The sequence below is a fragment of the Magnetococcales bacterium genome (assembly GCA_015228815.1).
Lineage (GTDB): Bacteria > Pseudomonadota > Magnetococcia > Magnetococcales > UBA8363 > UBA8363.
In genome coordinates this window covers 45185-57461 of record JADGCV010000018.1, presented here as the reverse complement: position 1 = coordinate 57461, position 12277 = coordinate 45185, and the positions used below count along the sequence as shown (strand labels likewise).

Below are 12277 nucleotides of genomic sequence, written 5' to 3'. Positions count from 1 at the left end.
ATCCCACGAACATGATGCCCTTCGGGCAAAAAGTCAAAGGCAAAATCAAGGTCAGCCTTGTAAGTCGCCCCCACGCCACGCACTGGTGAAGTGCCTTCAGCCCTTCAATCCCCAACCCCTCCAAACAAAATGATTCCACGAGAGAAACGCAACATCACTGTTCCGCTTCATCGGGAATCCCGATTGGGAGTTCAAAACGGGTCGCGTGGGACACCTCGCCCTGATAGAGAAGGGCATGTCCCTTCCCGAGTCGTTCGACGATCATTCGGCCCAGGAAATCGAAGACTTCCATGGCGCGGTCCGGGGCAACCACCACCGTCACGACCGCCACTGCCACGATGCCGTCCGGGTCGCCCGCCATGCCCGTTCCACCGAGCCCCTCTCCGACACCATACCCCCGGCACGGATAGGAGTTGGCGGTGAACAGACCCATCTGGTCTTCCAGTGCGAGAATCAATGCACGATCCATCCCGTCATCGGGAACGATACAGGTCAGCAATCGTGCCGGTGGATGCTCCCGCATCCAGGGAGGGACGGTTTGGCACTCCTTCGGGTCATTGTCCAAGTTTATCGACGACCTCCTTAGGAATGTAGGTGGCTGCCTTTTCCAGGGGCGTCACATACATGAACCCCATCCCCGGGGTATCGAGTTGACCGGCGAGGTAGACGCTTTCGAAAACCCCCTCCATCTGGTCGGAAGAGACGACAATGTTGACGATCTCCTTTTCGACCTCGACCGCAACGCCCAGGAGCCCCAACCGTTCGCGAACGCCGCTGCCCTTGGCGAAGAACACCGTCGCCCCCTGGGCCCCGGCGTCTCGTGCCGCCTTGACGATGATGTCGCCCAGACCGCGCTGGACGATGCAGGTGATCAGTTTGACCTCGGTCAAAAACGTGATGGTCCGTCTGCCGGTTGTCATGATATACCGCTCCCGGAGGACGCGCCATGTTGCAGGCGTCCGGTAAACAGTGTGGCGACGATCGCCCCGGCAGTGAGGAAAAAAAGCAGCCCCGACCCGTGGCTTCTCCCGCCAAGACCAATCCCAAGGGGATGGATCAGCCCCACCAGGAGTGGTCCGGAAATCACCATGCCGCCGTCCCAGGAAATGGTGCCCCAGTCTTCCGGGAAACCGAAGATTGCGAAAAGAATGACCAGCCCCAGAGGCGCCAGCATCCAGAGATGAATGCCGTTGGCGAGGATGCCCGCGACCCCCACCAAACCGCCGATGCCCGCGCCAAAGGCCATCGATCGGGTCAGTTTTCGTTTTCTCGCCACCCCGTGCGACAGGCTTTCGATATTTGCGGTAAAAACAGTCAATCCCGGTTCGGCCAAGGTTGCACCGATGGCAACGGTCCCCACGAGAAACAAAACCATCCCGAACATGAATCCCGAGTCGAACCATAAATCAATCATTCCATTCCGGGCCAGGGCCGATGCGAAAAACTGCCCCAGACGTCCCCCCGCATCCGCCAGTCCCAGGCCCATGCCCGTATTGAAGAGGGCCAATCCCAGGGTGGACAGAACCACCCCATGGAGCAGCAACCCCACCCCCTGGACCCGTTCCCCAAGGACCAGAACCAACAGGAAAAACATCAGTCCCGCCATGGGAAGCACCGCCACCACGGCGGAAAGCGCCGCGGAACGATAAACAAACATCCATCCAGAAGATGGATCCGCCGCAACCGTCGTCCCTTCCGCCAGAATCGGCAACCGGGGCCCAACGACCTCGGGAGATACCGTTGCGGCCAAAAGGGTTCCAAGCACCAAAGTCGCAGCCACGACCAGAAAAAAAGCGACCGCGATCATCCCCAAACCCCATGCTGTCTCGTTGCCTCTGGACAGGGCCGTCGCCACCCCCCGTCCCAACCCCAGAAACATCGCAACCGTCACCGGTCCCAGAACCACCGCGCCGCAATCCCAGGCCAATCCGACCACATCCTTGCCCCATGGATCCATCCATGCCATTACAGTCAACCCCAGAGGCAAAAGCGACACGGCAAGAATCATTATTTTAAAGCGCCAACCGTGGAAAAAACGGAGTGTCGCCAACACAAGGGCCAATCCCACGGCCATTCCTGACGCCAATAGGACCCATCCCATTCGACCGAGCAACAGGAGCTGCACATCCGGAATCGTTCCCCGATCCACCGCATCGCCCACCCTCTCCATCCATCCCCAGGTCGCGTCGCAACACGTACTCCCCACTCCGAGAATGAAAAGGATCGACAACATCGCAGGCATCGGTAATTTTCGCGGCAAGGCATTACCCAGGAGTTCCCCCAGGGGAAAGATTCCCAGGCGCAACCCTTCGACCAGCATCATCAGTCCGATGACCACCAGAAACGACCCCGAAATCATTCCCACAATCAGCCACAATGGATCCTTCAGAAAGTTCCACTGAAACACCGAAAGAACAAGAGTCACGGGAAGAACGATCTTGAATGGTTCCATGAAGCGATGGGAAACATAATTCTTCAGCAAACGAAAAACATCCCTCAAATTGAGTTTGACCGCCGATGCGACATGAGGCACAATTCGCCCCTTCAAGTCGCGCCGAATCCTTGGAGTCAACAGGTTGTAACTCAAATGCCGTGTCACTACCGACTCTTCATCCAAGCCAGAACCCGAGCGGTTTTCCCGACTCATTGTTTCTCCCCTTTTTCTGACGCCCGATATTCCGGTCCGTCATCTTCCGTTGCCTTCACGGTCCGCCCCCGCCTTTCGCAAGGATTCTATCACCAATCACCTGAAAACGCCCCGCCCAAACCCCATCGGGTCACGAACCACCCACCGACCGGGACCTTCCTTCCCGGGAAACGTATCGATTCCCTGGTTCCACAAACTTCGCTCCGTCGATCATCACCGGTCGTTTTTCTTTTCAGCGCCATTTTTCACGCACAACTCCCACACTGAACCGTCATCCGGTCCGACCAGACCGTCGTCATGATTCGATCATTGGTCGCATCATGACAGACCCTTTCAAATTTATAAACAATCATTCAGAGTAAACCCATGACCACCGAAACCCCTGGCACCCACCGCACCCTGGGACAACTGAATCCGATCTGGAATTATTCGATGCTCCTGGGCATCGCCTGGTATGGATTTTCGGTACCCATCGAAATTGCGCTCAGACTTGATATGCCTTTGTGGTCCCACGGGTTGGACTTTATTCTGTCGATCCTGTTCATGGTCGATATTTTGATATTATTTCGCACGCCATTCTTCAAGGGACACGAATTGATTTCCGATCCGGTCGCGATTCGTCGGCACTACCTGAAGAACCGATGCCTGCTCGACATCATCGCGACGATTCCCTGGGATTTCGTCATGTGGTCCATTCTGCCGGCGGACCTGATCCATGCCGAAGTGATCATCTGGTTGCGGATGTTGCGCTTGTTACGGTTGTTCCGGGTACCCAGCATCGTCGCCGACCTACCGGCAACACCCTGGTCGATGCGATCTACCTGGAAACCAATCAGAAGGTTCGGATCTACCTGTTGCTGTTCTGGGTCCTGCTCGCCCTCAATCTGATTGCCTGCGGCTGGATCCTCCTTTATCAAACCGACAATACCGATCCCTTGTCGATCTACATTCAAGCCGTCTACTGGCTGATCGTCACCGTGGCGACGGTCGGCTATGGCGACATCACGCCGAAAACCGACATTTCCCGCATCTACGCCACACTGGTCATGATGGTCGGGATCGGCATGTACGGTTACATCATCGGTACCGTCTCCACGGTGATTGCCAATGCCAATGCCCAGAAACAACGGCAGCACGAAAAATTCTCGGCGCTGGCCGACTTCATGAAAAAATATGAGATTCCCCTTTCGATCCAGAACGACATCTTCAGTTTCTACGACCATTTTCTCCGCGATCGGGTGACGATGGCCACCGAGATCCTCGCCGAACTGCCGCAGGAATTGCGCCGTGAGATCGATAAATACGTCAACATGTTCATGCTGCGCAGCGTCCCTTTTTTCACCCAGGCATCCCATGAATGCCTGACCGATCTGGTCAATTGTCTCACCACCACCATCTGTTCCCCACGGGAAACCATCATCAACGCAGGGGACCAGGGCAATGAAATGTATTTCCTGTTTCATGGCGAGGTCGAAGTCCTCGATGCCCAGGGACGACTCCTGGTCCGCCTGAATTCCGGGGCGTTCTTTGGTGAGATTGCCCTGTTGCGTCAGGTCGAACGGGTCGCCACGGTTCGCGCCGTCAGTTTTTGTGACCTTTATGTCCTCAGTCGGACCGAGTTCAACCGGGTCATTGACCGGTATCCTGACTTTGCACGACAATTGGACGCAGTGGTTCGGGAACGGTATCCTTCCCTGAATGATAAGAGTTGATTCTGACCTTTTTCCGACGGCCATGGACGAACCATGAATCTTTCCTTTCCACGGCACGGGATCAGGCTTTTGACCCTGAACAGTCATGAAGCCTGGATCCATCAATTGGAGGCGTTGGGGTATCCGTTGGCGATCATCGACGGACTGCCCAATCGCGAGGTCTCCTCATGGGATAAACGCATTCGACCGGTACCGGAAAATGCCCGTCTGATCACCTTGAATCAGGCGCATGAAACACCGGGTGGCTATGATTGCATCATCGCGCATTCGATCCAGGATTTGATGGATGTCCGGACCATCGCCGGGGCGCGGATTCTGGTGATCCACAATCGCCTGGAAAGCAGAATCAGGGGCGCTTTGGATGTGATGAATCCGATGATGGTGCAACAAACCTTGAAGCATTACCTTGAATTGACGGGGGGTCATGTCGTCGCGGTTTCGCGCGCCAAGGGGGAATCCTGGGGATTCGCGGGTGGCGATGTCGTGGAATTCGGGGTCGATCCGGAACATTATCTGCCCTGGGTCGGCGACATGGCGGCGGGGTTGCGTGTTGCCAACCAGATTGACCGAAAAAAGGAACTATTGAACTGGGATTTTCATCGCGCCGCCTTTACGGGGATACCGGTCACCATCGTCGGCGACAATCCGGAAATGCCCGGGGTGCATCCTTCGCGGGATTGGGAGGACCTGAAAAAAATTCTAAGCCATCACCGGTTTTTCATTCATACCGCCCATCCATCGCTGGAGGACGGATACAACATGGCAACCATCGAAGCGATGGCGGCAGGATTGCCGGTCCTGGGCAATGTCCATCCCACGTCGCCCATCGAGCATGGAGTCAGTGGTTTTCTCTGTGACGATCCGGGAACGTTGCGACTTCATGCCAAACAGTTGCTGGAGGATCGATCGTTGGCGGAGCGGATGGGACGCCAGGCACGACAGAAGGTGACCGATTTTTTTTCCCGTTCCCGTTTTGCCGCCGGGTTCATGAAAGTCATCCAAAAGGCATTGAAAATAGAACATCGGATGATGGCGTAAGGGCATCATTCTTCACTTTCCCCCGTCATTCCCGTTCAGTTCCATGCGGCAATCCTCCGTTTCACCTCCTCGGCCCGATCCTTGAACCCTCCCGCCAACAAGGCGCGAAAATATTCGGCAACCAACTTTTCGGCAAAAGGCCATGACCCCCGATCGGTCTGCCGATCCAAAAGATCGAATCCCCGCTGCAAATAGTAAAGCCCCTCGCTCCCCGCCCCAAGGTGTCGCAGGTTGATCCCGAGTTTGTAACAACCAAAAATGGAGTCAGGCTCCCGCTCCAGCCAGGAACGGAGGATGGCGACGTTGCGCCGCATTTTTTCCCGATTCATCCCTCCCCGATAACCCAAATGAAGCAATCGCACCCCCCGAGCCACCAATGGCGGTTGCCGCGGCCAATGCGCAAGGAGCGACTGCGCCACACTTTCATGAATGGGATTGGCAAAACGGATGGCGGGATGGTTGCGAAACAGACGAACCGCCTGACTTTCCACAACCCCGCCATCGGCCATCAGATTGTCGATGGCGATGATCAAACCCGGACGATCGCTCCGACGGCAGCAATCACGCAAAATACCACCGACCCGAGGCGCATCCTGAAGAATTTCATCGCAATCGACGTTGAAAATCCACGAAAACCGGGCATGGTCGATACCCAGATTCTTCGGTGCGGAAAAATCATCCCGCCAGTTGGTTTGAATCACCCGCCCCCCCGCCGCACGGACCACGTCCATGGTTCGATCGACGGAACCGGTATCGACAAAGACAAGCTCGTCGGCAACCGCCAGGAGTGGAGGCAGACTCTCGGCCAGATGGTGCGCCTCATCGCGTCCCATCATGACGACCGAAAGCCCCTCCCCTCCTGGCACGGACATGAGCCGCTACTTTTTCTCGCCGATGATGGTCACACCGGGGAGTTCCTTGCCTTCCATCAGTTCGAGGAAAGCGCCGCCGCCGGTGGAAATGTGGGACATGGAACTGGCCACCCCCGCCTGTTTCACCGCCGCGTCGGTATCACCGCCGCCGACCACCGAGACCGCGCCACTGTTGGCGACCGTCTTGGCCAGGGCCATGGTGCCGGTGGCATAGGCGGGCTTCTCGAACATGCCCAAGGGTCCGTTCCAGACGATGGTCCGAACGCCACCCAGGGCCTCGTTGAACAATTTGACCGTTTCGGGACCGACATCAAGCCCCATCCATCCGTCGGGAATGGCATTGACCGGAAAAATCCGGGTCGGAGCGCCATCGTCCATGGACTGGGCACAAACGGCATCGACCGGCAACACCAGTTGCACCCCCTTGGCCTTGGCCTTGGCTTCGGCGTCGGCGGCGACCTTGACCTGATCGTCCTCGACCAGGGATGTGCCGGTGTTGTAGCCCCGGGCCTTGAAGAAGGTGAACGCCATGGCGCCACCGATGATGATCTTATCCACCTTGTCCATCAGGGCTTCGATGACCCCGATCTTGCTCGAAACCTTGGCGCCACCGAGAATGGAGACCACCGGACGCTGCGGATTGCGCACAACCTTGTTGAAGTATTCGATTTCCGCCGCCATGAGGTATCCCGCGACCGAGGGAGGAACACGTTCGCCGACGCCGACATTGGAGGAATGGGCACGATGCGCCGTACCAAAGGCATCATTGACCGCCACGTCGGCCAGTCTGGCAAAACCATCGGCCAGCGCCGGATCGTTCTTGGTCTCGCCCCCGTGAAAGCGGACGTTCTCCAGCAACAGGACCTCACCCGGCTTCAGGGCGTCAACCATCGCCTCCACCTCGGGTCCGACACAGTCGGGGGCGAGTTTGACTTCCTGACCCAAAAGCATGGACAGACGCTCCGCCACCGGTTTCAACGACAGGCTGGGGATGATCTTGCCCTTGGGACGGCCCATGTGCGACGCAAGCACCACCCGGCCTCCATCCTTGATCGCCTTGCGAATGGTCGGGAGGGCGCCACGGATGCGGGTATCCTCGCGAATCGTACCGCTCTCGGTCATCGGCACATTGAAATCGACACGGATAAAAACCCGTTTGCCCTTCAACGCCACATCATCAATCGTCAACTTGTTCATTCTGTTTTCCTTTCCAAGGCTTCAAGAATTAATGCCACCCGACACCCGGTTCGGGAGATTTAACACCGAAGACAACAATATTTCAACTGTTTCCTGTCGTGGAGGTTCCCCACCGAACACATTGCGCACGATCGCCCGACCGAGGGCCTCTGTGTCATGGCCATTCAGGGCATCCATGTAGGCCCGACTCCGCCCCATGGCATGCTGGATCAATTCCCGCATGCGCGAACCGATGCGAATGTCGTTGACGCCACGCCCCCGCAAACTTTCCTCGAATCCCTCGAAGGTCATGTCCCACAATCCCTGGACCAGTTCCCGGTCCTCCTTCACGGACACCATCACCACCGAAACCGCCAACACCATGACCTCGAAGCGCAGCGAAAACCGATCCGCGACGCCCAAGCGGTCCCCGGCGGTCCACTCCAGAACCTCCTCGACGATCCGTCCATGAAGCGCCATGACCCGTTGCCGCGCCACCTCCCTGTCCCTGTTCCCCGAACGAAGAAACCCGATGCCCATCATGGAAACTTTGCTCCCGCCCCGACCGGTAGTATCATGAGACCGATTCAAGATCGCCCCCGAGGCTGGCCCTGGTCTGGCCAGACCAGGGCGCTCCCAAGCCAACCCCGTCCAAGATGTTGGGTGATGCCATGTCCGTCCTTTCGTATCCGCTCGCCCGATTCCTCGTGCTTGTTTGTTCGCTGTTTCTGGCCGCTTGTCAAGCCATCGTCAGCGAATCGGGCAACATCATCGAAACCGACAAGGCGGACCAGATTCACATCGGCCAGACCCATCGCGACCAGGTTCGCGAACTTCTCGGACCGCCAACCCTGGTCAACACCTTTCGTCAGGAACGGTGGATCTATATCCAGGACCGGCAGTTTAAAAACATTCAACGAACATTCTCAAGGGTCACCAACCGTATCGAAATCACTTTCGACGAACAGGGGTTGGTCCGGGACATCCAGAAAAATTTCAACGATTCCCTCTATGATCCACGTCATTCATCCCGGGAGAACGAAGACAGAAGTTACGCCAAATGGCTTTTCGGCGGAGAATTCAGCAAACCGATGACCGATCCACCGAAGGAATCGGAGTCGGCGGCAGAGAACTCCCCATCCTTCTGGCCCCGTTTCCTGAAAAAGGATTCCGCCTCCGAGACCACATCGGAATCATCTCCCGCATCCGCCGTGGAACCAAACGAATCGGCCCCCGCCACCACTCGGGACTCCGGGACCTCCAACCTGCCCGAAGCCCCGATGGCCGGGACCGCCGATCCGTCCGAGATCCAGGCAGACAGGGCCATGCAGGAACATGAAAAGAACGCAACCGAAGCCTCCGAGACCGGGAAAAAATCCTTCTGGTCCTTCTGGCCCTGGGGCAAAAAGGATGAACGCGAAGAAGCATCAACCCAAACCGAACAGGAAGCGACCCCCGGCGCTCCCACGGAACCACGGGGGGAAAACAAACCACCCGTCCCGACCGACGCCGACGTGATGCAGGGGGGCAAGTATCAACCCGCCTATACCGAGGAATTGACCCCGAGAACCGTTCGCCAACCCGGAATGGACGGTCCACCGAACGATGCCCCTGCCGCCCCGAAGAAGGTCGAAACAAGACTTGAACAGCCGAAACCGCCCAGCCCAGGACTGCCCCAGGCCCCCTGGTGGCGCTTCTGGTCGCGCTGACCCATGACCGGGACCGAACAGAAGGCCGTCATCGTCGGGACCTCGCTCATGGGTTTGATGAAGACCGAGCCGTTTTGCCAGGCGCGGCGCTTCCAGGTCGCAACGCCGCATGGGACGGTAGCGTTCCTGGAGGTCTCAGGCCGAATTCTGTTGCAACGCCATGGACTGGATGACTATGATCCCCCCCATCGGATCGATCACCTGGCCCATTTTGCCGCCTTGAAGCAGGCTGGCGTTCGTTCCGTGGTTGCCCTGGGGTCGGTCGGAAGCCTGCGACGGCATCTTCCTCCCGGTTCGGTGGTGGTGCCTGATGATTTTTTCGCCCCCAACCTCAACCCGACCTTTTTTGCCGATGCCCGGGGACATGTCCTGCCGCGATTCGATCCGGTCCTGCGGTCCGTTCTCCTGGCCGCCCTGTCCCGCGCTGGTCTGCCCGCACCGGTGGATGGGGCCGTCTATTGGCAGACCACGGGTCCCCGCTTTGAAACGGCAGCGGAAATCCGTTGCCACGCCCCATGGGCCGAGATTGTGGGCATGACCTTGGCATCGGAATGTATTTTGGCTTGCGAACTGGGTCTTCCCTATGCGGCGGTTGCCATCGTGGACAATTTTGCCAATGGCATCGGCGGCGATCCTCTGACGATGGACCTGTTCCGAAGCCAGGTCGCCGACAACGCCCCCCTGGCGCATGGAATCCTGGAGACGCTCCTGAACCTGCCATGAATCTTTTCATTCACAATGTTTTTCTGGAAGGACGAGCGGGTCCGTTGTCGATCCTCATCAAAGATGGACGCATCGAACAGGTCGGATCCGGCGAACCCAATGAGACCGGGAGCAACCCTTCCACGTTTCCACGCCTCGATGCCCGCGGCATGACGGCGCTTCCGGGTCTGGTCAATGGCCATACCCACGCCGCCATGACGCTGTTTCGCGGCGCCGGCGACGATTTGCCCCTTGAAACATGGCTCAAGGAACGGATCTGGCCCGCCGAGGCACGCTTGAGCGCGGAAGATGTCTATTGGGGAACGCGCCTGGCCTGCCTGGAAATGATCCGCTGCGGAACCGTCGTCTTTCAGGATGGATATTGGCATTATCACGCCGTCGCCCGGGCGGTTCATGACAGCGGCCTGCGCGCCAGTCTGGGGATGGCAATGGTGGACGCCCAGGGACCGGAACAAGGAAAAGTCTGCAAGGAGACGGCCATGGAGATCATGAGAGATCCCGAACATCATGGTCCGCACATCCGGCCAATCCTTTTTCCCCACTCGATCTATGCGGTCACTCCCGGGAATCTGCGCTGGTGCGCCCGATTTTCCGCGGATCATGACCTTGGGGTTCATATTCACCTTTCGGAAAATCGATGGGAAGTCGAAGCGTGCCTGAGACAACACGGGATGCGCCCGGCCTTCCATCTTGACGCCCTGGGATTGCTGCATGAACGCTGCATCCTCGCCCACGGCGTCTTTCTCGATGACGCGGAACTGGAACTGATCGCCCGTCGCGGCGCCACCCTGGTCACCAATCCAACCTCCAACCTGAAACTGGCGGTCGGAGGAATTTTCCCCTACGGTCGGGTCGCGTCACTGGGAATTCCGGTCGGACTCGGAAGCGATGGCGCCGCGTCGAACAACAGCCTCGATCTGTTTTCGGAGATGAAAACCTTCGCCCTGATCCAAAAACACGCCACCGAAGACCCCACCACCCTCCCCGCCCCCCAGGTACTGGACATCGCCCAGGGAAGAAAAGCGCCGCTACTTGGGGCATCGGGTCTCCTCGCCCCCGGACAACCCGCCGATCTGCTCCTGATCGACACCAATGATCCGTCGATGACCCCTCCCCTGAACCTTGCCTCCAACCTGGTCTATTCCGCCACGGGCCACGTCGTCGATACCACCATCGTCGCCGGGCGTATCCTGATGAAGCACCGAATCATCGACGATGAGGAAGACATACGCCGCGAAGTCGCCAACAGGGCCCGGTCTCTCCTGGGCCACGGAACGCCCTCGTGAACATCATCGAACTGATCACCCTCCCCTGGTCTCAGGACCCAGACGCGGACCTCCTGATCCGGATTCGTTTCCAGGGACGTTGGCTCAAGCATCATTCATTGACCCAGGCAAGACTCCGTGAGGTTCTGGCCATCGTCGATCATTTCCGCTCCCTGTTTCTCCACCCGTTGCCCGCGGAATTGGAACAAACCGCCCTCATCAGCACCGGAATCGAACTGTTCGATGCCTGGCTCGCCCCCTCCTGGCCATTTCTCCAGACACGGATCGTTCCCGGCGAGGATCTTTTTCTTGTCGTCCAAAGTCCCCTCCCCGAGATCATCCTCCTCCCATGGGAGTTGTTGCGTCCCCCCACCCATCTTCCCTGGATCGGCAATCGGGGTTGGAGCATCCGTCGCAAGGGTGGAACGCCACGTACACCACACCGGTTTTTCCACCTTCATCCGCCGTCGCCACTGAAAATACTGGCAACCTTCCCCCCGCACCCACCTTCCGCCGCCCGGCATCACAGAAGGATCCCGCCACCCCTGAATCAGGAGATGGTGGAACTGCACTGGGAACCTTCGGGAAGTTTCGCGGGATTGCTTCAGGAAGTCCACCGTTTGCAGCCCAAGGGATTGATCCTCGATGGCACGACTCTGGTACGCGCCAACCGGGGATTTTTCCAGTTCATCGACGAGGGGGGAAATCCCGATCCCCGAAGCGGTCAGGAAATCGCCACGCCCGAATTGAAAGAAAGCGGCATCGAACTTCTGATCATCCTTGGACAGGCCCCACCGGGAGGCCCGCCCCCCTGGTCGGCAACCGCGCTCCTGGCCGACGAGCTCGCCAATAACGGAATCCCGATCACCATGGCCTGGCCCGACCCGAGCACCTGTTCTTCCAGCCGGAACGTGGTCCCCATCACGGAAAAAGCGGAAATGGCCGACGTTCAGGGACCCCCGCTGATGGACAATGTTTTGTTGTCGGTTTTTCTCAAAGCCCTGGCCCAGGGAGTCCCCATCGACGCAGCCCTCGACCGGGGACGGCGGGAGTCCACGCCGCAACAGCCACCCTTGCGCTCCCCCTCCGTGGTGATTCCCCTGGTCTTCGGCGCCCTTCCCGCCCTTTCGTAGAC

At 58.3% G+C, this 12277-nt stretch carries 13 protein-coding genes; 7 read left to right on the top strand and 6 right to left on the bottom strand.

Annotated elements, in window-relative coordinates; translation table 11 throughout:
* Positions 1 to 154: 154 nt before the first annotated feature.
* The 3 genes from HQL76_09355 to HQL76_09345 are packed head-to-tail and all read right to left on the bottom strand — an operon-like array spanning position 155 to position 2647.
* Positions 155 to 565 carry a hypothetical protein gene (locus tag HQL76_09355; protein MBF0109371.1) on the bottom strand — a complete coding sequence of 137 codons (411 nt, stop codon included), beginning with the start codon at positions 563 to 565 and terminating at the stop codon, positions 155 to 157.
* Positions 555 to 920, bottom strand: a complete 366-nt coding sequence (locus HQL76_09350) for a P-II family nitrogen regulator (GenBank protein ID MBF0109370.1) — start codon at positions 918 to 920, stop codon at positions 555 to 557. The genes HQL76_09355 and HQL76_09350 overlap by 11 nt, the downstream gene beginning before the upstream one ends.
* The gene (locus HQL76_09345) at positions 917 to 2647 is read right to left on the bottom strand and encodes a DUF1538 family protein (protein MBF0109369.1); all 1731 of its coding nucleotides are present in this window, start codon (positions 2645 to 2647) and stop codon (positions 917 to 919) included. Before HQL76_09345 ends, HQL76_09350 begins: the two co-directional genes overlap by 4 nt.
* Positions 2648 to 3013: 366 nt before the next feature.
* On the opposite strand from HQL76_09345, the gene HQL76_09340 reads away from it, so the two are divergent.
* Genes HQL76_09340 through HQL76_09330 form a run of 3 tightly spaced genes read left to right on the top strand, consistent with a single transcriptional unit; the run spans position 3014 to position 5397 of the window.
* Positions 3014 to 3535, top strand: a complete 522-nt coding sequence (locus HQL76_09340; protein MBF0109368.1) for an ion transporter — start codon at positions 3014 to 3016, stop codon at positions 3533 to 3535.
* Positions 3502 to 4359 carry a cyclic nucleotide-binding domain-containing protein gene (locus HQL76_09335; GenBank protein ID MBF0109367.1) on the top strand — a complete coding sequence of 286 codons (858 nt, stop codon included), beginning with the start codon at positions 3502 to 3504 and terminating at the stop codon, positions 4357 to 4359. The genes HQL76_09340 and HQL76_09335 overlap by 34 nt, the downstream gene beginning before the upstream one ends.
* Before the next feature lie 33 nt (positions 4360 to 4392).
* Entirely contained in the window at positions 4393 to 5397 is a 1005-nt protein-coding gene (locus tag HQL76_09330) for a glycosyltransferase (GenBank protein MBF0109366.1), read from the top strand.
* A gap of 35 nt (positions 5398 to 5432) precedes the next feature.
* On the opposite strand, the gene HQL76_09325 is transcribed toward HQL76_09330, so the two are convergent.
* From HQL76_09325 to HQL76_09315, 3 genes are read right to left on the bottom strand one after another with little or no spacing between them, the layout of a single operon-like run.
* Positions 5433 to 6269 carry a glycosyltransferase gene (locus HQL76_09325; protein MBF0109365.1) on the bottom strand — a complete coding sequence of 279 codons (837 nt, stop codon included), beginning with the start codon at positions 6267 to 6269 and terminating at the stop codon, positions 5433 to 5435.
* A 6-nt stretch (positions 6270 to 6275) separates the two neighbouring features.
* Entirely contained in the window at positions 6276 to 7466 is a 1191-nt protein-coding gene (locus HQL76_09320; GenBank protein ID MBF0109364.1) for a phosphoglycerate kinase, read from the bottom strand.
* A 21-nt stretch (positions 7467 to 7487) separates the two neighbouring features.
* Positions 7488 to 7988: a ubiquinol-cytochrome C chaperone family protein gene (locus tag HQL76_09315; GenBank protein ID MBF0109363.1), complete on the bottom strand. Its 501-nt coding sequence runs from the start codon at positions 7986 to 7988 to the stop codon at positions 7488 to 7490.
* 128 nt (positions 7989 to 8116) lie between these two features.
* On the opposite strand from HQL76_09315, the gene bamE reads away from it, so the two are divergent.
* The 4 genes from bamE to HQL76_09295 are packed head-to-tail and all read left to right on the top strand — an operon-like array spanning position 8117 to position 12275.
* The gene (gene bamE, locus HQL76_09310; GenBank protein MBF0109362.1) at positions 8117 to 9154 is read left to right on the top strand and encodes an outer membrane protein assembly factor BamE; all 1038 of its coding nucleotides are present in this window, start codon (positions 8117 to 8119) and stop codon (positions 9152 to 9154) included.
* A gap of 3 nt (positions 9155 to 9157) precedes the next feature.
* Positions 9158 to 9877 carry an MTAP family purine nucleoside phosphorylase gene (locus HQL76_09305; protein MBF0109361.1) on the top strand — a complete coding sequence of 240 codons (720 nt, stop codon included), beginning with the start codon at positions 9158 to 9160 and terminating at the stop codon, positions 9875 to 9877.
* Positions 9874 to 11163, top strand: coding sequence for an amidohydrolase (locus HQL76_09300; GenBank protein ID MBF0109360.1), 1290 nt, complete (start codon positions 9874 to 9876; stop codon positions 11161 to 11163). The genes HQL76_09305 and HQL76_09300 overlap by 4 nt, the downstream gene beginning before the upstream one ends.
* The gene (locus HQL76_09295; GenBank protein MBF0109359.1) at positions 11160 to 12275 is read left to right on the top strand and encodes a hypothetical protein; all 1116 of its coding nucleotides are present in this window, start codon (positions 11160 to 11162) and stop codon (positions 12273 to 12275) included. Before HQL76_09300 ends, HQL76_09295 begins: the two co-directional genes overlap by 4 nt.
* Positions 12276 to 12277: the final 2 nt, after the last annotated feature.

Excerpts from the sequence above, each read along its gene's own strand:
- HQL76_09350 (MBF0109370.1), bottom strand. The coding sequence starts at position 920 with ATGACAACCGGCAGACGGACCATCACGTTTTTGACCGAGGTCAAACTG.
- HQL76_09345 (MBF0109369.1), bottom strand. The coding sequence starts at position 2,647 with ATGAGTCGGGAAAACCGCTCGGGTTCTGGCTTGGATGAAGAGTCGGTA.
- HQL76_09340 (MBF0109368.1), top strand. The coding sequence starts at position 3,014 with ATGACCACCGAAACCCCTGGCACCCACCGCACCCTGGGACAACTGAAT.
- HQL76_09330 (MBF0109366.1), top strand. The coding sequence starts at position 4,393 with ATGAATCTTTCCTTTCCACGGCACGGGATCAGGCTTTTGACCCTGAAC.
- HQL76_09325 (MBF0109365.1), bottom strand. The coding sequence starts at position 6,269 with ATGTCCGTGCCAGGAGGGGAGGGGCTTTCGGTCGTCATGATGGGACGC.
- HQL76_09320 (MBF0109364.1), bottom strand. The coding sequence starts at position 7,466 with ATGAACAAGTTGACGATTGATGATGTGGCGTTGAAGGGCAAACGGGTT.
- HQL76_09315 (MBF0109363.1), bottom strand. The coding sequence starts at position 7,988 with ATGATGGGCATCGGGTTTCTTCGTTCGGGGAACAGGGACAGGGAGGTG.
- bamE (MBF0109362.1), top strand. The coding sequence starts at position 8,117 with ATGTCCGTCCTTTCGTATCCGCTCGCCCGATTCCTCGTGCTTGTTTGT.
- HQL76_09305 (MBF0109361.1), top strand. The coding sequence starts at position 9,158 with ATGACCGGGACCGAACAGAAGGCCGTCATCGTCGGGACCTCGCTCATG.
- HQL76_09300 (MBF0109360.1), top strand. The coding sequence starts at position 9,874 with ATGAATCTTTTCATTCACAATGTTTTTCTGGAAGGACGAGCGGGTCCG.